Raw genomic sequence first — 19956 nt, forward strand, 5'->3', positions numbered from 1 at the left:
TTCCTGACGCGCGCAGCCTGGATCGGGCGCGCGTCGCGCCGGATGCCGTGCGGGGATGCTGCGCCGGGCCCGCCGGGTGCGGCTCGGTGGGCCGTGACCACCGGTGGTTGCGGCCGGCCGGCGGTCACCTCGACGAGGGTGCCGGGGGTGCGGGCGGTTCACCTCGACGAAACAGCTCTGTGCTTGCGCACGACATTAAGACCTTTCGATCTGCCTGTCCATAGCTTCCGCTGGTTCCGGAACGACTTTCGTCAATGAGCGACAAAAGTCGGGTCAGCGGCGCCGGTTTACGGCCCGGGCCGCCAGCTCGGCCAGCGCCACCCGGGCCGGCTCCGCCAGCGGCAGCCGGTGCAGCGCGGTCAGGGCCGCGTCGGCCCGGGACCGGATCATCCGCTCCACCGCCGCGCGCGCACCGGAGGCCTCCACGATCCCGCGCACCTCGGCGGCGCCCGCCGGGTCCAGGGCCGGATCGCCGACCAGCGCCCGCAACCGCGCCACCCCGGCCGGCCCCGCGGCCGCCCGGGCCAGCGCCAGCAGCACGGTCGGCTTGCCCTCCCGCAGGTCGTCCAGGTTGGACTTCCCGGTCACCGCCGGGTCACCGAAGACGCCGAGCACGTCGTCGCGGAGCTGGAAGGCGTCCCCGAGCGGATCGCCGAACCCGGACAGCGCGGTCACCACGTCCGGGGCCGCCCCGGCCAGGGCCGCGCCGAGCTGCACCGGGCGGGTCACCGTGTAGCGGGCCGTCTTCAGCCGCACCACCGCGAGGGCGCTCTCCACCGAGCCGTCACCGGCCGCGGCCACCACGTCGAGGTACTCCCCCGCGATCACCTCGGCCCGCATCCGCGCGAGCAGGGCGTGTCCCCGGCGCAGCCGCTCGGCGTCCAGCCCGCAGCCGTGGAACATCTGCCCGGACCAGGCGGCGCAGAGGTCGCCGCAGAGCAGGGCCGCCTGCCGGCCGTACGCCTCCGGGTCGCCGCGCCAGCCGGCCCGGGCGTGCTGCTCGGCGAAGACCCGGTGCACGGTGGGCCGGCCGCGCCGGCGGTCGCTGCGGTCCAGGATGTCGTCGTGGATCAGCGCGAAGGCGTGGAACAGCTCCAGCGCCGCGGCGGCCACCACGATCGGGGTGCCGTCGGTGCCGCCGAAGCCCCGCCAGCCCCAGTAGCAGAACAGGGGCCGCAGCCGCTTGCCGCCGGCCAGCACGAACCGGCGGAGGACGGTGTGGACGGGGTCGGTGCCGTCGTCGCCCGGCCGGCCCGGCCGGCGCTCGTGCAGGAACGCGGCGAGCGCGGCGTCGAAGCGGGCCCGCAGCAGGGCCGGATCGGTCGGTTCGGCGGTGACGGTCGGCGCCTTCCGAGGCGCCGCTTCCAGGCAGATCCCGAGCCGGTCGGTATCCATGGCTGACAATACCGCGTGTGCCTGTCCCGTGGACTCCACCGGACAGCCCCGTTCAGCCTCCGAGCCCACCCAGGTCGGCGAGGTCCAGCCGGCCGGACTGGCCGTAGAACTCGACCGGGTTGCGCCACAGCACCCGGTCCACGTCGTCCTCGGTGAAACCGGCGAGCAGCATGGCCTCCCCGGTGGCCCGGGTGAGCAGCGGATCCGAGCGCCCCCAGTCGGCGGCCGAGTTGACCAGCATCCGCTCGGTCCCGTACGCCCGCAGCAGCTCGACCATCCGCGGCGGCGACATCTTCGTCTCCGGATAGATCGAGAAGCCGAGCCAGCAACCGGTGTCCCGCACCAGCTCCACGGTGACCTCGTTGAGATGGTCGACCAGCACCCGCCCCGGGTCGATGCCGGACTCGGCGACCACGGCCAGCGTGCGCTCGACGCCCCGCGCCTTGTCCCGGTGCGGGGTGTGCACGAGAGCGGGCAGGTCGTGCGCCACGGCCAGGGCGAGCTGCCCGGCGAAGGCGGCGTCCTCGGCCCGGGTCATCGAGTCGTAGCCGATCTCGCCGACCGCCACCACGCCGTCCTTGTCCAGGTAGCGCGGAAGCACGTCGAGGACCGGGCGGCAGCGCGGGTCGTTGGCCTCCTTCGGGTTCAGCGCCACGGTGGCGTGGTGCCGGACGCCGAACTGGCCGGCCCGGAACGGCTCCCACCCGACCAGCGAGTCGAAGTAGTCCACGAAGGTGTCCACGCTGGTGCGCGGCTGGCCCTGCCAGAACGCCGGCTCCACGACGGCGCGTACCCCGGCGGCGGCCATCCGCTCGTAGTCGTCCGTGGTCCGCGAGGTCATGTGGACGTGCGGGTCGAAGATGCGCATCAGGCCTCCCGGGCGCCGAGCCGGTCGAGCAGCTCGGCGGCGTCGGCCGGCATGCTCCGGCCGGCCGCGTGCCGCTCCGCGGCGAGCCCGGCCAGCATGGCGGCCAGCTCGCCGTCGGCCCGGGCGGCCAGGTCGTCGACGACGGCCAGCGGCACGCCGGTGAAGACGCACTTGAGCACCGCCTGACGCCAGGCCGGCTGCTCCAGGTGCCGCGCGTAGGGTCCGAGGGCGGCGGCCAGCAGCCGGGTGTCGTCGGTGCGGATCGCGTCGTGCAGCAGCGGCACGCACTCCGCCCCGATGGGCAGCAGCGGCAGGGCCCGCAGCACGGCCCGCTTCTCGGCGGCGTCGCCGTGCCGGTAGAGCGCCTCGGCCGCGCCCGCGTGGTCGGCGGGGAGCGCGGCGAGCAGCAGCGCCCGGGCGGCCTCGTCGACGGTCCAGCCCGGCGGGTCGGGCAGCGGCCCCCGGCCGCACTTGCGGGCCGCGGCGGCGAACAGCCGCGGGATCGCCGCGGGATCGGTCGCGACGCGGCGCAGGGCCGCGTCCAGCCAGCGCGGATCGGGTACGCCCCGCAGCGCGGCGCGCAGTCGGTGGGGTGTCATGCCGTCCTCCCCTCTGAGCCGGGCGACAGGTGTTCGCCCCGGCGTCGTCGGGCCGGTCGGCCGGTGCGGCCGGGGAATCCCGGTCCGGCCGCACCGGACGGCCGTGCTGTGTCGTACCGGCCGCGGGTTCTCCTGCGGCGGCACGCTCCCCGGGGCCGACCTCGTCCCCGCCGCGGGGCGCAACCGCGGCGGGCCCTCGCCGGTCGGCACCGGAAAGCCCTTCGGGCGGCGCGCGGGGCGCCGCGGGTACGGGTCGGTCAGGCGGCCACCTCGGCCAGCGCGGGCTCCACCTCCGTCCACGCGGCCCGCTCGGCGGAGCGGGTCACCGCGTCGAGCACGAGCTGGACCTGCAACGCGTCGGCGAACGACGGCGTCGGGTCGACGCCGGTGGCGACCGCCTCGACGAAGTCGCGCATCTGGTGGGTGAAGGAGTGCTCGTAGCCGATGATGTGGCCGGGCGGCCACCACGCCGACAGGTACGGGTGCTCCGGTTCGGTCACCAGGATCCGGCTGAAGCCCTGCTCGGCCGCCGGTCGGGTGGCGTCGAGGAACTCCAGCTCGTTGAGGCGTTCCAGGTCGAACACCACGCTGCCCAGCGAGCCGTTGATCTCGACACGCAGGGCATTCTTGCGTCCGGTGGCGAAGCGGGTCGCCTCGTAGGTGGCGAGCGCACCGCCGTCGAGCCGGGCCACGAAGGCGGCCGCGTCGTCCACGGTGACCCGGCCGGTCGCCCGGCCGTTGCCGTCGGCCTGCGCGGCCAGGCCGCTCGACCCGACCGGCAGCGGCCGTTCCTTGACGAACGTCTCGGTGACCGCGCTGACCCCGGTGATGAGCTGCCCCGTCACGTACTGGGTCAGGTCGATGATGTGCGCGCCGATGTCGCCGAGCGCGCCGGAGCCCGCCCTGTCCTTCTGCAACCGCCAGACCAGCGGGAACTGCGGGTCCACGATCCAGTCCTGGAGGTAGACCGCCCGGACGTGCCGGATCTCGCCGAGCCGCCCGTCGGCGACGAGCTGCCGCATCAGGGCGACCGCGGGCACGCGGCGGTAGTTGAAGCCGCACATGGCGCGTACCCCGGCGGCCCGGGCCCGGGCGGCGGCGGCCGCCATCTCCCGGGCCTCCTCGACGGTGTTGGCCAGCGGCTTCTCGCACAGCACGTGCTTACCCGCGGCCAGCGCGGCGAGGGCGATCTCGCAGTGGCTGTCCCCCGGTGTGCAGATGTCGACCACGTCGATCTCGTCGGACTCGACGAGCCGCCGCCAGTCCGTGGTGTGCCCGTCCCAGCCGAGCCGGCTGGCGGCCTCGGCCACCTTCGGCTCGTCCCGGCCGCAGACCAGCGCCATCCGCACCTGCGCCGGCAGGTCGTACACGCGGTTCACGGTGCGCCACGCCTGGGAGTGCGCGGCGCCCATGAACGCGTAGCCGACCATGCCGACGCGCAGGACGTTGTCGTGAGTGGACAAGGTGGGTCTCCCCCCGTGTGTCAGAACCCGAGCTTCAGGTAGCTGCTCGCGTTCTCCTTGGTGATCGTCTCGGAGGCGAGGACGATCTCCTTCGGTACCTGGAGTTCGACCAGGTCGGACATGCCCTTGCCCTGGCCGATGAGGCGGGCCAGGGAGATGGCCGAGGAGGCCATCGACGGGCTGTAGGTGACGGTGGCCTTCAGCACCGTGTTGTCGGCCGCGATGTCCTCCATGGCCTTCTTCGAGCCGGCGCCGCCGACCATGAAGAACTCCTTGCGGTTGGCCTGGTTGACCGCGGCGAGCACACCGATGCCCTGGTCGTCGTCGTGGTTCCAGAGCGCGTCGATCTTGGGGAGCGCCTGGAAGAGGCCAGTGGCGGCCTGCTGGCCCGAGTCGGCGGTGAACTCGGCCGGGCGGCGGTTGGCCACCTTGAAGCCGAGCGAGGCCAGCGTGTCGGCGAAGCCCTTGGAACGTTCCTGGGTCAGCTCCAGCGAGTCGATGCCGGGGATCTCGCCGATGACCGGGTTGCTGACGCCCTTGGCCTTGAGCTGCTCGGCGATGTAGGTGGCGGCGGCCACCCCCATGCCGTAGTTGTCGCCCTTGATCTGGAGCCGGTAGGCCCGCGCGTCCGGGAAGGCCCGGTCGAGGTTGACCACCGGAATGCCGGCCTTCATGGCCTCCAGGCCGAACGCGTTGAGCTCCTTGCCGTCGTGCGGCAGCAGCACGATCACGTCGGGCTTCTGGGAGATCAGGGTGGACAGCGCCGCGCGCTGGGCCGCCGCGTCCGCGCCGGCCTCCACGCTCTTCAGCTCCACGTCCGAGTACGCCCCGGCCTGTGCCTTGGCGTTGTTGGTGATGGCGGCGATCCAGCCGTGGTCGGCGGCCGGGGCCGAGAAGCCGATGGTCACCTTCTTGCCCGGCTCGCTGTTGGCGCCGGTCGCCGCGGCCTTGGTCTGGGCCTCGGTCGGGGTCTTCTCGTTGCTGGTGCAGCCGGCGAGCAGCACGCCGGCGGAGAGCGCGGCGCCGCCGAAGAGCAGCCGGCGGCGCGACAGGTCACTTGTCATGACGGCCTCCTGAAATGAGGTGGTGGGGTGTTTTCGGGTGCGGCGGGCCGGGCCACCGTCGGATGACGGCGGCCTGGCGGACGCGATGGGATCAGGTGGTGGTGGCGCGGTTGCGGGCGAGGAACTGGGAGAGGCTGCGGAACTGCACCTGCTGGACCAGGACGGCCGCGACGATGATGCCGCCCTTGACCATGTTCTGGGCCTCGGTGGAGAGGCCGTTGATGGCGAAGAGGTTGGTGATCGTCGAGAAGATGATCACGCCGAGCAGGGAGCCGATGATGGTGCCCCGCCCGCCGCTGAGCAGCGTGCCGCCGATGATCGCGGCGGCGATCGCGTCCAGCTCGTAGAGGTTGGCCATCGCCGCCTGGGCGGAGGTGGCCTGCGCGGTCAGCATGATGGCGGCGATGCCGCAGCAGAGGCCGGAGAGCGCGTAGAGAAGCACGGTGTGCCGGCGGACGTCGATGCCGGCGAGCCGGGCCGCCTCGGGGTTGCCGCCGACGGCCACCGTGCGGCGGCCGAAGGTGGTCCGGTTGAGCAGCACCCAGCCGGCCAGGACCACCGCGGCGAGGATGTAGACCAGCAGCGGGATGCCGAGCAGCTTCACGGTGGCGATGCCGTTGATGAAGCTGTCGTTGGAGACCTGGGTCTGCTTGTCGGAGATCTCGGCGGCCAGGCCGCGGGCGGCGACCATCATGGCCAGCGTGGCGATGAACGGCACCAGCCGCCCGTACGAGATGAGCAGGCCGTTGACCACGCCGACCGCGACCCCGACGGTGAGCGCGCTGAAGATCATGCCGCCGGCGCCGTAGCTCTGGGTGGCGACCGTGGTGCACCAGACCCCCGCGAGCGCGACGATCGCGCCGACCGAGAGGTCGATGCCGCCACCGATGATCACGAAGGTCATGCCGACGGTGACCACGCCGACCACCGAGGCGAGCTTCAGGATGGTGAGCGTGTTGCCCCACACCCAGCTCGCATCGCCGTAGAGGTCGGGGCGGGTCAGGATGCCGATGACCACCAGCACCACCAGGGTCGCCAGCAGGCCGAGGTTGCGCTTGGCGCCCTCCCCGCCGTCGCCCCGCCACCAGGAGAGCCGCGCCGACGCGCCGGCCTTCGCGGTCTCGGCCGGGTCGACCGGCGGCGACTGGGCCGGCAGTTCGCCCGCCCGCTCCGGCGTCGCCGTGGGTGTCGTGTCGCTCATGCTGGCGCGCCTTCCATGAGGGACCCCGCCATGACGAGGTCGAGCACGGTGTTCTCGTCGAGTTCGCCGGCCGGGGCCTCGCGGACCACCCGGCCCTCCCGCATCACCAGCACCCGGTCGGCCAGGCCGAGCACCTCGGGCACCTCGCTGGAGACCAGCAGCACCCCGACGCCCCGCGCGGCGAGTTCCCGGATCACCTGGTAGAGCTCGGCCCGGGCGCCCACGTCCACGCCCCGGGTCGGCTCGTCGAGCAGCAGCAGCCGGGTGTTCCCGAGCAGCCACCGGCCGACCACCACCTTCTGCTGGTTGCCGCCGGACAGGGTGCGCACCGCCCGCCGGACGTCGCGGGGGCGCAGGTCCAGCGAGGCGGCGATCCGGTCCGCCGCGGCCCGTTCCCGCGCGGCGTCGGTGAAGCCGAGGCGGGCGTACCGGCCGAAGGTCGCCAGCGTGACGTTGCGGTAGATGGGTTCGCCGAGCAGCAGGGCCTGGCTCTTGCGCTCCTCGGGGGCCATCCCCATGCCGGCCTTCACGGCCGCGCCGACGCTGCCCGGGCGCAGCGTCCGGCCGCCCATCCGGACCGTGCCGGCCTGCGCACGGCGGGCCCCGTAGATCGTCTCCAGCAGCTCGGAGCGGCCGGAGCCGACCAGCCCGGCGATGCCGACGATCTCCCCGGCCCGCACGTCGAGCGACACGTCGGCGAACTCGCCGTGCCGGGTCAGCCCCTCCACCCGCAGCAGCTCCGTGCCGTCGGGGTCGTCGGCGGGGCGGTCCGGGAAGACGTACTCGATGGTCCGGCCGGTCATCCGGGCGACCAGGTCGCGGGTCGGTGTCTCGCGGGCCGGCAGGTTCGCCGCCGTGGTCCGGCCGTCCTTGAGTACGGTGACCCGGTCGCCGATCTCGCGGATCTCCTCCAGCCGGTGGGAGATGTAGATGACCGCGATGCCCTGCGCGGTGAGCTCCCGGATGATGCGGAACAGGTTGCCCACCTCGTCGTGGGCGAGCACCGCGCTCGGTTCGTCCATGATGATCAGTCGGGCCTCGTGGGAGAGCGCCCGGGCCATGCTGACGATCTGCTTGCCGGCGGCCGGCAGGTGGCGGACCAGCCGGCCGGGCGGGATCTCCGGGTGGCCGAGCCGGGCCAGGATCTGCCGGGTACGCCGGGCCATGTGCCCCCGCCGGACGAAACCGAGCCGGCGCGGCTCGTGGCCGAGGAAGGCGTTCTCCGCCACCGACAGGTCCTCGACCAGGTCGAGTTCCTGGTAGATGGTGGCGATCCCGGCCCGCATGGCGGCCTGCGGGTTGGCGAAGGCCGCCGGCTCGCCGCGCCACACCACCTCGCCGGAGTCCGGCCGGTGCACCCCGGCGAGCACCTTGATGAGCGTGGACTTGCCGGCGCCGTTCTGCCCGAGCAGGCAGTGCACCTCGCCGGCCCGCACCTCCAGCTGCACCCCGTCCAGCGCGCGTACGCCCGGGAAGGTCTTGACCACGTCGGTGAGGCGCAGCACGACCTCGCCCGCGACGGTGTCGGCGGGCGCCTCGACGAGCGGTTCGTTTGTCACCTCGGCCTCCTCGCTGTCGTTCATGTCGCCTCCCGGCTCGCTCCTCGCGCTCATGCGGCTTCGCCGAAGGCGAGGTCGCTGGCGAGCACCGCGGCGCCGGCGACGCCGGCGCGAGGACCCAGCTCGGAGAGGACGACCGGCAGGTTGCCGGTGGCCAGCGGCAGCGAGCGGCGGTAGACCACGCTGCGGATCTCGGCGAGCAGGATGTGGCCGAGCTGGGCGAGCCCGCCACCGATCACGATCATCGACGGGTTGGTGAAGCTGACCAGGCCGGCCAGCACGCTGCCGACCCGCCGCCCGCCGTCGCGGATGAGCTGGATGCAGGTGACGTCCCCCTCGACCGCCCCCTGCGCAACGTCCAGCGCGGTCACCGCGCCCCGGGCGGCGAGCCGTTCGGTGAGCGCGGGCGACACCTCGGCGCGGGCCGCGGCGGTGGCCGCCCGGGCCAGCGCGGCCCCGCTGAACACCGCCTCCAGGCAGCCGAGGTTGCCGCAGGAGCACATCGGACCGTTCGGGTCGACCTGGATGTGGCCGATATCGCCGGCGCACCCGTCGGTGCCCCGGTAGACCTCGCCGTTGAGGTAGATGCCGCAGCCGATGCCGGTGCCGATCTTGATGAACAGGAAGTCGTCCACCGAGTGGGCGACGCCGCCGTGCCGCTCGCCGATCGCCATGATGTTGACGTCGTTGTCGACCACCGCCGGGCAGCCGTGCTCGCGGGTGAGCAGCTCCCGCACCGGGTAGCGGTCCCACCCCGGCATGATGGGCGGCGAGACCGGCACCCCGTCCCGGAAACTGACCGGTCCCGGCACGCCGATGCCGATGGCGTCGAGCCGCTCGTACGCGCCGTCCACCTTGGCCTTGTGCAGCAGCTCGTTGACCCGCTGGAGGGTCACCTTCGGGCCGGAGCGGATGTCGGCGGGCTCGGTGTAGGCGGCCACCGGCTCCAGCCGGCCGTTCACGACCTCGACGTCGATCGAGCTGGCGCCCAGGTCGACCGCGGCGAAGCGCAGGTGCGGGCTCAGCTCGACAAGGGTGGACCGGCGCCCGCCCCGGGAGGCGGCCAGCCCGGCTTCGGCCACGTAGCCGAGGTTGACCAGCCGCTCCAGCTCGGCGAGGAGGCGCGGGCGGGGCATCTGGAGCCGGTCGCCCAGCTCGGCGCGGGAGACCGCCCCCTCGTCCCGGAGCGTTCGCAGGAGCTGCACGTGCAGCGGGTCGACCGTCCGCACCGGGACTCACCTCCGCATCGGAGTCGTTCACATCGGCGCAACGGCGATGTGTCGTGTCCGACACAGTAGGAGTCTTCCGGGTCACGTGTCCATAGCTTCGGCACATCCGGTCGAAACTTTTGTCCATCTGAGCAAAAGCAAAGAGTGGATCATGAAAAGGGGCCGCCCCCGCCGCGCCGAGCGCGGTGGGGGCGGCCTGCGTCGCCCGCCGGTCAGCGCCGGGTGGCGGCGTTGCGCTTCTTCTTCAGCTTGCGGTCGTCGCGCAGCTCGACGTACGGCTCCTCGTCGGCCGGGTGCCCGGCCTCGATGGCGCGGCTGCGCTCCAGCTCGGCGTCGAACTCCGCGCCCAGCAGGATGGCGATGTTGCTGAGCCAGAGCCAGACCAGGAAAACGATCACGCCGGCCAGCGCGCCGTAGGTCTTGTTGTACGAGGCGAAGTTGCTGACGTAGAGGGCGAACAGGCCCGAGATGACCAGCCAGATCACCACGGCCAGGATCCCGCCGGGGCTGACCCAGCGGAACCCGCCGTGCCGGGCGTTCGGCGAGGCCCAGTAGAGGATCGCGAACATCAGGCTGACCAGCACGAGCAGCACCGGCCACTTGACGATGTTCCACACCGTGACGGCGGTCGAGCCCAGCCCGATGGCGTTGCCCGCCTGCTCGGCGAGACCACCGGTGAAGACCACGATCACCGCGCTGACCAGGAGCATCACGCCGATCACCGCGGTCACGCCGAGCCGGATCGGCAGCGTCTTCCAGATCGGTCGCCCCTCCGGCACGTCGTAGATGCTGTTCGAGGCGCGCATGAAGGCGGCGACGTAGCCGGAGGCGGACCAGAAGGCGGCCAGCAGACCGATGATCGCCGCGATGCTGGCCAGGCCACCGGAGGCGCCGGCCTGGTCGATCGCCGTCTCGATGATCGTCCGGATGTTCTCCTCCGGCACCACCTGGCCGACGGTGTCGCGCACCCCCGACTTGGCCTTGTTACCGAGCAGGCCGAGCAGGGAGATCAGCACCAGCAGGCCCGGGAAGATCGACAGCACCCCGTAGTAGGTGAGCGCGGCGGCCCAGTCGGTCAGGCTGTCGTCCTGGAACTCCCGCACCGTGCGCTTGAGCGTCGCCACCCACCCCGTGGCGGGCAGATCGGTGGGACTGTCCGGCCCCTCGTCCGGGCTCACCGGCCCGGTGCGGTCGCGCCCGTGCCGGGCGGAAGACTCGTCGGCGGCCATCGCCCCTCCCTCATCGTCTGTGTCGTCCCACGACATGCCCCGAGGGGAGGGCCGCTTAACCACCTACTTGTACAGCAACCTGCTCATCCGCCGGGAGGCGAGCGCGAGCATCCCGACGGTCAGCGCCACCAGGTAGGCCACGTCGAGCAGCCAGGACCAGCCGGACCCACCCACGGAGATGCCCCGGATCAGGTGCACCGACCGGTAGAGCGGGGTCAGCTCGACGAGCCAGCGCAGCACCGCCGGGTAGGCCTCGGCCGGGACGAACGTGCCGGAGAAGAGGAAGAGGGTGAACTGGGCCGACCCCATCAGGTCGAAATCCTGCCAGCTGCGCATGAGCGTGGAGACGGTCATGCCGAGCGCGCCGAAGGCGAAGCCGACCAGCACCGAGGCCGGGAACGCGGCGAGGGCCCGGCCGGCGGTGGTCAGGTCCATCGCCACCATGATGACCAGGAACGCGGCCGAGTAGAGGCTGCCCCGGACCATCGCCCAGCCCAGCTCGCCGAGGGCGATCTCGAACGGCTGCACCGGGGTCGCGATGACCCCGTCGTACAGCTTCATGTATTTCATCTTGCCGAAGAAGTTGAAGGTGGTCTCGGAGAGCGCCCCGCTCATCGCCGACGAGGCGAGCATGGCCGGGGCCACGAACGCCGCGTAGGAGACCACCTGGCCGCCGGGCAGGGTCAGGTCGCCGACCAGCGCGCCCACCCCGACGCCGATCGAGAAGAGGTAGAGCACCGGCTCCAGGAAGCCGGAGAGCAGCACCAGCCAGTAGGCGCTGCGCAGGGCCGTGAAGTTCCGCTCGGCGACCGAGGCCGAGCGGCGGGCCCCCGCCGGGTTGACCAGCCGGGGCAGGACGAGAGCGACCACGACACCCTTCCTAGACGACGAGCTGACGCTGGAACACGCGCCGGGCCAGCCACCAGCCGGCGCCGGCCCAGACCGCGAGGTAGAGCAGGTGGCCCGTGACCGACCACTGCGGAGCGACGCCGAGCGTGGCGGCCCGGCACAGGTCCACCCCATGCCAGAGCGGGGTCGCGTAGGCGAACTGGCGCAGCCCCACCGGCAGCGACTCGACCGGGAAGAACACCCCGGCGAAGAGGGCCATCGGGATGATCGCGAAGCGGAACAGCAGCGCCAGGTAGCTGTCGCCGGGCACCGCGGCGGCGTAGGCGAAGGTCGGCGCGGCCACCGCCAGGCCCAGCAGCACGCTCACCGGCAGGACGGCCACCGCCCAGGGCGAGCGCAGCGCCCCGAACAGCGCCGTCACCAGCAGGAACGCCAGCGTGCTGGTGAGCACCCGGAACAGCACGAAGGCGAGGTGCCCGGCCAGGATGTCGCCGATCCGCAGCGGCGCCGCGACCTGCGCGTGGTAGGTGCGGATCCAACGGAAGTTGCTGAGCACCGGCCAGGTCGACTCTCCGACGGCGACCTGGAAGGCGGTGGAGGCGATGAGGCCGGGCACCAGCCAGGCCAGGTAGGGCACGCCGTCCACGCCCCGGTCGACGTAGGCGCCGACACCGACGCCGAAGCCGAGCACGGTGAGCGCCGGCAGCAGGAAGGACGAGAAGACGCCGGCCCGCCAGGTGCGGCGGTAGCCGACCAGGTGGTGGGAGAGCACCGCCAGGGCCGGCACCCGGGGCAGCGCCCGACCGGACCGTGCCACCAGGGTCACGCGGACCACCCCCGTTCTCCGCCCACGTCGCCCTTCCTACCGCTCGGGTACGACAGGACGCCGGTCACCCTACGACGGGCGACGGAGGGGTGTCGCCACGGTTTTCGGTCGCGCGACGAGGATCTTGGACAGTTTCCGTTCATCGCGAACGGAAACTGTCCAAGATCGGTGGGGGCATGCTACGGCCGGACGGCGACCCGCGTGATGAACGCGCGCCACGCGTCCGGGCCGAACGTCAGCACGGGACCGGCCGGGTCCTTGGAATCGCGGACGGCGACCACGCCGGGAAGGTTCCCCGCCACCTCCACGCAGTTGCCGCCCTGGCCACTGCTGCGGGTGCTCTTGCGCCATCGGGCGCCGCTCAGGTCCATGTCTCCGCCACTTCCGCCATCAGGTCGAGGGACTGCTGGTGGGATAGTGCCTCGCCCCGGATCGACTCCCACACCTCGACCATCTGCTGGACGAAGTCGGTTCGGTCCACGACCTGGCCGTGACGTTGCCCCTCCAGGTAGACGACGTCCTCCCCGGCGGGCAAGGTGGCGATCACGAAGGGTCCGGCGAGCCCAGGGTACGCGCCAGCCGACATCGGCACGACGTGGATACGGACCCGCGGCAGCGCGGCACCCAGCTTCACCAGGTGCTGCAACTGCTCACGCATCACCTCCGGCCCGCCGATCCGGCGGCGCAGCACATACTCGTCCACGACCACGCTGAGCAGTGGCGGCCGGTCACGGGTGAGCACAGCCTGCCGGTCCAACCGGGTCGCCACCTGCCGCTCGATCTCGTCCGCCGCGAACAGGCCGCCGCCGGCGTGGATGGCTCGTGCGTAGCCCTCGGTCTGCAGCAGGCCAGGCACACACAGCGGCTCGAACGTGCGCAGGGCACGAGCCTCCTGTTCGATGCCGGCCCAGTCGCGGAACCACGGCACCACCGTCTCGCGGCTGATCCGCCGCTGGATCCGTTCGAACCGCCCCTCCGTGCCGAACACCGTGTCGCACCGGCGGGCGAAGTCGAGGCCCGGCCGGCGCTCGCAGGTCTCCACCTTGGCCACGAGCGCCCCCGAGTAGCTCAGGGCCTCGGCCAGCGCGCTCTGGGACAGGCCACTGGTGGCGCGGGCCAGCCGCAACTCCTCGGCGAAGTGGTCCAGCATGGACGAACGGTCCACGGACAGCCTCCGTACATCCTCGTACCGCTCCGGGCCGGCCGCCGTACGCCCCGGTCGTCGGCGCGCGGGATCTCCCACCGTAGTCGCCCGATCACCAGACTGTCACGCAGCGGAACCGCTCACGGGCACCGGACGGCGGGCGGAACCAGGCCGGGGGTGCCCGCGCACGACGAGGTGCGCGGGCACCCCCATCCCACGACGGAGGCCCAGCTCATGCGACTCAGGTTCTGGCGGCGCCCGACCGTGCCGCCGCCGCCGCGCGGCGGCGGGAAGGGCGTGCGCTGATGCCCCGCTACCGCCCGCACGTCGCGGCGCGGCCGTCCTGGCGCTGCCGGGCGTGCGGGGCCCCGTGGCCGTGCTCGCCGGCCCGGCTCGCGCTGCTCGGGGAGTATCGCGAGGACCGGATCGCCCTGCTGGTCTACCTCGGCACGCTCCTGTGCGAGGCGACGGCGGACCTGGCCGGTCCGCACGAGCGGGACGCGCCGCAGCGGCTGGCCGATCGCTTCGTCACCTGGGCCCGGGCGCGGTGACAACCCTTCGACGACCGTCGGCCACTGCGCGAAACCTCGGCCCGCTGGGGTGTTGATCAAGAAGGTTGCGTCGGGATTCGCTCGGAGGGCGACGCAAACCTCTTGATCGACGGGGTCGCCGTCGATGGCTGGTCCTCGGCCTTGCCGGTCGCCCTGCCCGCTCGGCCGTGGGGATCTTGGCGAGTTGTCGTTCGCTGCGGACGATAGCTCTCCAAGATCCGCGCCGCCCGGCCGACGTGACGTGGGGCGCCTGTCCGGTCCGGGCGCTGGCGGAACCGCTGCCGCGTCAGCGGGCCGGGGTGGGGCGGACGGGGAGCAGGTTGCGTTCCGCGAAGACCTTCTTGGCGACGAGGGTCGCGTTGACCGCCCGTGGCACCCCGCAGTAGACCACCGCCTGGAGCAGCGCCTCGACGATCTCGGAGGGCGTGAGACCGGCGTTGAGCGCGCCGTTGACGTGCACCTCGAGCTGGGCCCCGGTGTCGCCGAGGGCGGTGAGGACGCCGAGGCACATCAGCTCGCGGTCGCGGCGCGCCAGTTCGGGCCGGACGTAGAGGTCGCCGTAGGACCAGGCGACCGACCGGTAGCTCAGCTCGGGTGAGACGTCGGCGAGCGCCTCCAGGAGTTTCTGCCCGGCGCCGCTGTCGGCCTCCCGCAGCGCCTCCAGACCTCGCTCGTATTGTTCGTCTCCGGTCATGGCCCTGTCCTACCTCTGCCCAGTCGTCCGGTCGGCTGGCCGCGGTTACCCGCGGTCGGGCCGGACAAACGGCACAGCTTCCGCCGGGCCGGCCGGTGCGGTCGGGCCGGACAAACGGCGCAGCTTCCGGCGGCCGGCCGGTCAGGCGACCTGGCGCTCGGCTTCAGCTCCGACGGCCTGGTGGTCGCGGCCGCGCGTGCGGAACAGGGCGAGCATCGCGTAGGCCAGGAGCAGGGTGCCCGCGCCGGTGCCGACGACCAGCCCGGCCGACACCCCCGAGACGAGGTCGACGACCAGGCCGGCGAGGGCGACCAGCGTGACGGCCACGCCGAGCGGCACCAGCAGCCGGTCACGCAGCACCGGGGCCAGCGGCACGAAGTGGATGCCGACCACGGCGCAGACCAGCACCGGGATGTAGCCGGTGAGCCCGGCGGCGGCCAGGATCAGGGCGCCGACCAGGCCGACGACGACCTCGGCGATGACGACGAGCCCGTAGCGGCGGTCGGCGGACCGGTCGCGCTCGCCCGCGGCCGGTCGCCCGGCCCGGATCACGAGCACGGCGCCCACGGCCGCCGCGAGCAGGGCACCCACGCTGCCCACCACCAGCAGCGACCGCAAGGGCGGGTCGGCCTTCGGAACGCTGAACCACACGGCGGCGAACACGCCGAGGTAGAGCGCCGTGAGCCCGGCCTGACGCCGCGGCAGACCCATCACTGTCGAACACCCCCGTTGACCATCCGCCCTGGACCCCGCCACCTTAGTCGATCAAGGTGCGGCCGGTGAGGTGGAGGAAGACGTCCTCCAGGCTGCTGCGCCGGACCAGGACGCTGGCCGGGACGAGGCCGCGCGCGGTCACCTCGGCCAGCGCGGCGTCGCCGTCGGGAACGTAGAGCAGGATGCGGTCCGGCAGCACCTCGACCCGCTCCCCCAGCCCGCCGAGCTTGCCGGCGAACGCCTCCTGCGACTCGGCCGCGAAGCGCAGCTCGACCACCTCGCGGGTGGAGTGCTGCTCGATCAGCGCCCGGGGCGAGCCCTCGGCGACGATCCGGCCGCCGTCCATCACCACCAGCCGGTCGCAGAGCTGCTCGGCCTCGTCCATGTAGTGGGTGGTGAGGACCAGCGTGACGCCCTGCTGCTTGAGCCGGAACAGCCGCTCCCAGACCAGGTGCCGGGCCTGCGGATCGAGACCGGTGGTGGGCTCGTCGAGCAGCACGATCTCGGGGTTGTTGACCAGCGCGCGGGCGATGGTCAACCGCCGCTTCATGCCGCCCGAGAGCGGCTCCACCTTGCTCTCGGCCCGCTCGGTGAGCTGGACGAAGTCGAGCAGTTCGGCGGCCCGCTCGCGGGCCACCCGGCGCGGGATGCCGAAATAGCGCGCGTAGGTGGTCAGGTTCTCCCGGACGGTGAGCTCGGGGTCGAGGCTGTCGAGCTGCGGGCAGACCCCCAGCCGCGCCCGGATCGCCGGGCCGTCGCGGACCGGGTCCATGCCGAGGATGCGCAACTCCCCGCCGGAGGGCGGCGAGATGCAGCCGATCATGCGCATGGTGGAGGACTTGCCGGCGCCGTTGGGCCCGAGGAAGCCGAACGCCTCGCCGGGGCGCACCTCGACGTCGATGCCGTCGACGGCGGTGAAGTCACCGAACCGCTTCACCAGCCCCCGCGCCTGGATGAGTGGTTGCGCGCTGGTCACCGGCCGACCCTAACCGCCGGGTCCGACAGGCTCGACCGGTTAACGCGCCGGCCCGGGCGGGCCGCCACGGCGTGTGACGCCCGCTACGGAAGGTGATCATCCGGCCGGTGGGCCCGGGTGGTCGTTGAACCGGACCAAAACTCGCCATAGTGGACGGATTGCCGCCCCCCTCGGGGCAATTGCCGGAACATTGTTGCGGCTTTTCCGCGACAATTGTGAAGGCAGCTCGGAATTGGCGTGCGGTGAGTGAGCAACCCTTCATTCCGATCACTCAAAGCAATCACGTCCGGCAATGTTCCCATGATGTAGACGATTCGCGTATCGTGCCCCCTCGTGCCGCCCGTTCGCCCGTCCGACGCCACTCCCCCGCCGCCCCGGTCCCCCGCGGCGGAATCCCCGGTGTCCGAAAGGGACACCGCCCCGGTGCCGCTCCCGCCCGACTCCGGCGCGGTCGCCGACCCGCTGTGGGCCGACGACGGGCCGGTGGAAACGCACCACGACACCCGGGAACTGGCGGCCCGGTTCGAGGACGAGAAACCGGGGCGGGTGCTGTCCGGACCGGTGGCGCTGCTGTTCACCGGCGGCACCCTCGCGGTCGCCCTGCTCGCGCTCTGGCAGGTGTTCTTCCCGCTTCCCCAGGGCAGCAAGTACTACCTCATCTTCTTCCTCGCCGGCGTGCTGCCGATGGTGTTCCTGGCGTACCCCTCCGGGGTGCGGCTGCGCCGCCGGCCGGCGGACGACGAGCCGGCGGAGCGGCGCGGCCCCCGCCCGGCCGACTGGCTGCTCGCCGCCGTCGCGCTGCTCGCCTGCCTCTACCCCGTGCTGCCGGTGACCCTCGGCGCGGGCGGTGGCGGCTACGACGCGTTCCTCGACCGGCAGGGCCTGCTCGTGCCGCTGGACGTGGTGCTGGGCACCGTGCTGCTGCTCCTGCTGCTGGAGGCGTGCCGGCGCACCACCGGCTGGATCCTCCCGGCCGTCTGCCTGCTGTTCCTCGCCTACGGCTACTACGGCGGGCTGCTGCCGCAGTCCTGGCCGGTGGCCCACGCCGGGCTCGACTTCGCCCAGCTGGTCGACGCGTTCTACAACTCCGACAGCGGTTTCTACGGCACCCCGCTGGACGTGGCCGCCTCGTACATCGTGCTGTTCACCATCTACGGCGCGGTGCTGGACCTCTCCGGCGCCGGCCGGTTCTTCGTCGAACTCTCCGCCGCCGCGTTCCGCCGCTCCCGCACCGCCGCCGGGCGCACGGCCGTCGCCTCCGGCTTCCTGCTCGGCACGGTCTCCGGCTCGGGCGCCGCCACCACGGTCAGCATCGGGGCGGTGACCTGGCCGATCCTGCGCCGCGCCGGCTACCCGCCCGAGCGGGCCGGCGGCATGCTGGCCGCCGCGGGCGTCGGCGCGATCCTCTCCCCGCCCACGCTGGGCGCCGCGGCGTTCATCATCGCCGAGTACCTCGGTGTGTCGTACCTGCAGGTGCTCGGCTGGGCCACCGTGCCGACGATCCTCTACTACCTGGGCATCCTGCTCTCCGTCGAGATCGACGCCCGGCGCTCCGGCGTCCGCCCGGTGGTCATCGACACCGGCTCGGCCGGGCGGCTGCTGCTCCGCTTCGGCTACCACTTCCTCTCGCTCATCGTGATCATCGTGGTGCTGGCCCTGGGTCTCTCGGCCACCCGGGCCGTGGTGATCGCCACCGTGCTGGCCGCCGCGCTCTCCTTCCTGGACCGCCGGCACCGGCTCACCCCCGCCCGCCTCGTCGAGGCGCTCAGCGGCGGCGTACGCGGGGTGCTCGCGGTGAGCGCGGTCTGCGCCGCGGCCGGCATCATCACCGCCACCACCACCAAGACCGGCCTCGGCCCGCAGGCCGCCGCGCTGCTGGTCGGCGGGGCGCAGAAGGTCAGCTCCGAGCCCGCCGTGGTGCTCACCCTCACGGCGCTGCTCGCCGCGGTCGCGCTCAGCCTGCTCGGGCTGGCCGTGCCGGTCACCGCCTCCTTCGTGATCGGCTGGGTGATCATCGGCCCGGCGCTGCTGCACCTCGGCGTCGCCGCCCCCGCCGCGGCCATGTTCGTCTTCTACTTCGCGGTGCTGTCCGAGGTCTCCCCGCCGACCGCGCTCGCCGCGGTGGCCGCCGCCGCCGTCACCGGCGGCCGGCTGGTGCCGACCATGTGGCAGACCCTGCGGTACGCGCTGCCCGCGTACCTCATCCCGATCGCCTTCGTGATCACGCCAACCGGCCTCGGCCTGCTCGGCATCGGCGGGGTCGGGCGGATCGCGGTGGCCGCGGTGGTCTCGGCGCTCGGCGTCACCGTGCTGGCCGTGGCGGCGGGCGGCTGGCTGCCCGGCGTCGGTCCGGCCGGCACACCGGAGCGGCTCCTCGGCGCGGTCGCCGGGCTGGTGCTGCTCTGGCTGGAACCCCTGCCCGTCGCGGTCGGCGCGGTGCTCGCCGCGCTCGCCGTCGCGGGCGTGCTCGTCCGACGTGGCTCCGCCGGTCGCGCCGGCGGCCCGTCGGTCCCTGAATTGGTGGACCACCGGGAGGAGAAAGAGTGAGACGGATCGACGTGCGGATCGCCGCGGGCGTCGGGGCGCTGGCCCTGGTCGCGGCCGGCGCCGCCGGATGCGGGGGCCGTCAGGACGGCGCGGCCAAGGACGACGCCGCCCGGGAGATCACCTGCAAGGTCACCAAGGACACCCGGGTCGGCATCGCGACCGGCAACGCCACGGGCGTCTACTACGTGGTCGGCAACGCGCTGGCCGGCCAGCTCTCGGCGGCCACCGGTGGCAAGCTCACCGGCACCGCCGCCGAGACCGGCGCCTCCGTGCAGAACGTCGAGCAGCTCGTGGCCGGCCAGTACGACGTGGCGTTCTCCCTCTTCGACACCGCGGTCAACGCGGTGCAGGGCAAGGACAGCTTCACGTCCCCGCAGCCGGTCAAGGCGCTCGCCCGGATCTACGACAACTACACCCAGGTGGTCGTTCGGGCCGACTCCGGGATCACCTCGGTGGCCGGCATGAAGGGCAAGAAGATCTCCACGGGGTCGCCCAAGTCCGGCACCGAGGTCATCGCCAACCGGCTGCTCACCGCCGCGGGGCTGGACCCGGCCAAGGACGTCCAGGCGCAGCGGCTCGACCTGACCAAGACCGTCGACGGGATGAAGGACGGCAGCATCGACGGCTTCTTCTGGTCCGGTGGCGTGCCCACCGGCGGGGTGACCGACCTGTTCACCACGTCCGGCGACAAGGTGAAGTTCATCGACATCAGCCCGCTGCTGCCGAAGATGGCCGAGCTGAACCCCGCGTACCAGGCCGGCACCATCGGCAAGGACGTCTACCGGACCGCCGCCGACGTGCCCACCATCGTGGTGCCCAACGTGCTGCTGGTCCGCGACAACCTCGACGCCGACGTGGCCTGCGCCATCACGAAGACGGTCTTCGAGAAGAAGGACACCCTGGCCCAGGCCAACCCGGCCGCCAAGGGCATCGACCTGGCCAACGCCCGCAAGACCGACCCGGTGGGGCTGCACCGCGGGGCGGACCGGGCGCTCAAGGACCTCGGCGCGAGCTGACCCGACGAGCCGGGCCCGGACCCACCGTCCGG

General features: G+C 72.8%; 19 protein-coding genes. 3 read left to right on the forward strand and 16 right to left on the reverse strand.

Annotated elements, in window-relative coordinates:
- Nucleotides 1-273: 273 nt before the first annotated feature.
- The 13 genes from ACQP12_RS26125 to ACQP12_RS26185 form a co-directional block, all read right to left on the reverse strand.
- Nucleotides 274-1395, reverse strand: a complete 1122-nt coding sequence (locus ACQP12_RS26125) for a polyprenyl synthetase family protein (protein ID WP_357939269.1) — start codon at nucleotides 1393-1395, stop codon at nucleotides 274-276.
- A 52-nt stretch (nucleotides 1396-1447) separates the two neighbouring features.
- Complete coding sequence (locus ACQP12_RS26130; RefSeq protein ID WP_357939267.1) at nucleotides 1448-2263, reverse strand: TatD family hydrolase; 816 nt, start codon at nucleotides 2261-2263, stop codon at nucleotides 1448-1450.
- Nucleotides 2263-2862: an EboA domain-containing protein gene (locus ACQP12_RS26135; RefSeq protein ID WP_357939265.1), complete on the reverse strand. Its 600-nt coding sequence runs from the start codon at nucleotides 2860-2862 to the stop codon at nucleotides 2263-2265. The genes ACQP12_RS26130 and ACQP12_RS26135 overlap by 1 nt, the downstream gene beginning before the upstream one ends.
- 257 nt (nucleotides 2863-3119) lie before the next feature.
- On the reverse strand, nucleotides 3120-4325 hold the full coding sequence (locus tag ACQP12_RS26140; RefSeq protein ID WP_433282783.1) for a Gfo/Idh/MocA family protein: 1206 nt from the start codon (nucleotides 4323-4325) through the stop codon (nucleotides 3120-3122).
- Between the two features lie 20 nt (nucleotides 4326-4345).
- Nucleotides 4346-5389, reverse strand: coding sequence for a substrate-binding domain-containing protein (locus ACQP12_RS26145; protein WP_357939261.1), 1044 nt, complete (start codon nucleotides 5387-5389; stop codon nucleotides 4346-4348).
- A 91-nt stretch (nucleotides 5390-5480) separates the two neighbouring features.
- A complete protein-coding gene (locus tag ACQP12_RS26150) occupies nucleotides 5481-6590 on the reverse strand; it encodes an ABC transporter permease (RefSeq protein ID WP_357939259.1) in 1110 nt (369 codons plus the stop codon).
- Complete coding sequence (locus ACQP12_RS26155) at nucleotides 6587-8173, reverse strand: sugar ABC transporter ATP-binding protein (protein ID WP_433282785.1); 1587 nt, start codon at nucleotides 8171-8173, stop codon at nucleotides 6587-6589. Before ACQP12_RS26155 ends, ACQP12_RS26150 begins: the two co-directional genes overlap by 4 nt.
- Nucleotides 8174-8199: 26 nt before the next feature.
- Complete coding sequence (locus ACQP12_RS26160; protein ID WP_357939256.1) at nucleotides 8200-9378, reverse strand: ROK family transcriptional regulator; 1179 nt, start codon at nucleotides 9376-9378, stop codon at nucleotides 8200-8202.
- Nucleotides 9379-9590: 212 nt separating this feature from the next.
- On the reverse strand, nucleotides 9591-10607 hold the full coding sequence (locus tag ACQP12_RS26165; RefSeq protein ID WP_433282787.1) for a YihY/virulence factor BrkB family protein: 1017 nt from the start codon (nucleotides 10605-10607) through the stop codon (nucleotides 9591-9593).
- Between the two features lie 63 nt (nucleotides 10608-10670).
- Nucleotides 10671-11477: an ABC transporter permease gene (locus ACQP12_RS26170; protein ID WP_433282790.1), complete on the reverse strand. Its 807-nt coding sequence runs from the start codon at nucleotides 11475-11477 to the stop codon at nucleotides 10671-10673.
- A 10-nt stretch (nucleotides 11478-11487) separates the two neighbouring features.
- Nucleotides 11488-12282, reverse strand: a complete 795-nt coding sequence (locus tag ACQP12_RS26175) for an ABC transporter permease (RefSeq protein ID WP_433282792.1) — start codon at nucleotides 12280-12282, stop codon at nucleotides 11488-11490.
- Between the two features lie 179 nt (nucleotides 12283-12461).
- Complete coding sequence (locus ACQP12_RS26180; RefSeq protein WP_433282794.1) at nucleotides 12462-12653, reverse strand: DUF397 domain-containing protein; 192 nt, start codon at nucleotides 12651-12653, stop codon at nucleotides 12462-12464.
- Nucleotides 12644-13447, reverse strand: a complete 804-nt coding sequence (locus ACQP12_RS26185; protein WP_433282796.1) for a helix-turn-helix domain-containing protein — start codon at nucleotides 13445-13447, stop codon at nucleotides 12644-12646. Before ACQP12_RS26185 ends, ACQP12_RS26180 begins: the two co-directional genes overlap by 10 nt.
- 284 nt (nucleotides 13448-13731) lie before the next feature.
- On the opposite strand from ACQP12_RS26185, the gene ACQP12_RS26190 reads away from it, so the two are divergent.
- Complete coding sequence (locus tag ACQP12_RS26190) at nucleotides 13732-13977, forward strand: flavin reductase (protein WP_357939242.1); 246 nt, start codon at nucleotides 13732-13734, stop codon at nucleotides 13975-13977.
- Nucleotides 13978-14263: 286 nt separating this feature from the next.
- Here the strand turns inward: ACQP12_RS26190 and ACQP12_RS26195 are convergent, their stop codons facing one another.
- The 3 genes from ACQP12_RS26195 to ACQP12_RS26205 form a co-directional block, all read right to left on the reverse strand.
- On the reverse strand, nucleotides 14264-14671 hold the full coding sequence (locus tag ACQP12_RS26195) for a carboxymuconolactone decarboxylase family protein (RefSeq protein ID WP_433282798.1): 408 nt from the start codon (nucleotides 14669-14671) through the stop codon (nucleotides 14264-14266).
- 141 nt (nucleotides 14672-14812) lie between these two features.
- Complete coding sequence (locus ACQP12_RS26200; protein WP_357939238.1) at nucleotides 14813-15382, reverse strand: hypothetical protein; 570 nt, start codon at nucleotides 15380-15382, stop codon at nucleotides 14813-14815.
- Nucleotides 15383-15428: 46 nt separating this feature from the next.
- Entirely contained in the window at nucleotides 15429-16361 is a 933-nt protein-coding gene (locus tag ACQP12_RS26205) for an ABC transporter ATP-binding protein (RefSeq protein WP_357939236.1), read from the reverse strand.
- Between the two features lie 399 nt (nucleotides 16362-16760).
- Between ACQP12_RS26205 and ACQP12_RS26210 the strand changes: the two genes are divergently transcribed.
- Nucleotides 16761-18908: a TRAP transporter permease gene (locus tag ACQP12_RS26210; protein WP_433282802.1), complete on the forward strand. Its 2148-nt coding sequence runs from the start codon at nucleotides 16761-16763 to the stop codon at nucleotides 18906-18908.
- Nucleotides 18905-19924 (forward strand): TAXI family TRAP transporter solute-binding subunit, encoded by a 1020-nt coding sequence (locus ACQP12_RS26215; RefSeq protein ID WP_433282804.1) that lies wholly within the window; start codon nucleotides 18905-18907, stop codon nucleotides 19922-19924. Before ACQP12_RS26210 ends, ACQP12_RS26215 begins: the two co-directional genes overlap by 4 nt.
- The last annotated feature ends 32 nt before the right edge of the window (nucleotides 19925-19956 follow it).

The sequence above is a fragment of the Micromonospora sp. CA-244673 genome (assembly GCF_050948395.1).
Taxonomy (GTDB): Bacteria; Actinomycetota; Actinomycetes; order Mycobacteriales; family Micromonosporaceae; genus Micromonospora.

Bases quoted from the DNA above. Each gene is read 5' to 3' on its own strand.
- ACQP12_RS26125 (WP_357939269.1), bottom strand. From the start codon at position 1,395: ATGGATACCGACCGGCTCGGGATCTGCCTGGAAGCGGCGCCTCGGAAG.
- ACQP12_RS26130 (WP_357939267.1), bottom strand. From the start codon at position 2,263: ATGCGCATCTTCGACCCGCACGTCCACATGACCTCGCGGACCACGGAC.
- ACQP12_RS26135 (WP_357939265.1), bottom strand. From the start codon at position 2,862: ATGACACCCCACCGACTGCGCGCCGCGCTGCGGGGCGTACCCGATCCG.
- ACQP12_RS26145 (WP_357939261.1), bottom strand. From the start codon at position 5,389: ATGACAAGTGACCTGTCGCGCCGCCGGCTGCTCTTCGGCGGCGCCGCG.
- ACQP12_RS26150 (WP_357939259.1), bottom strand. From the start codon at position 6,590: ATGAGCGACACGACACCCACGGCGACGCCGGAGCGGGCGGGCGAACTG.
- ACQP12_RS26155 (WP_433282785.1), bottom strand. From the start codon at position 8,173: ATGAACGACAGCGAGGAGGCCGAGGTGACAAACGAACCGCTCGTCGAG.
- ACQP12_RS26165 (WP_433282787.1), bottom strand. From the start codon at position 10,607: ATGGCCGCCGACGAGTCTTCCGCCCGGCACGGGCGCGACCGCACCGGG.
- ACQP12_RS26180 (WP_433282794.1), bottom strand. From the start codon at position 12,653: ATGGACCTGAGCGGCGCCCGATGGCGCAAGAGCACCCGCAGCAGTGGC.
- ACQP12_RS26190 (WP_357939242.1), top strand. From the start codon at position 13,732: ATGCCCCGCTACCGCCCGCACGTCGCGGCGCGGCCGTCCTGGCGCTGC.
- ACQP12_RS26195 (WP_433282798.1), bottom strand. From the start codon at position 14,671: ATGACCGGAGACGAACAATACGAGCGAGGTCTGGAGGCGCTGCGGGAG.
- ACQP12_RS26200 (WP_357939238.1), bottom strand. From the start codon at position 15,382: ATGGGTCTGCCGCGGCGTCAGGCCGGGCTCACGGCGCTCTACCTCGGC.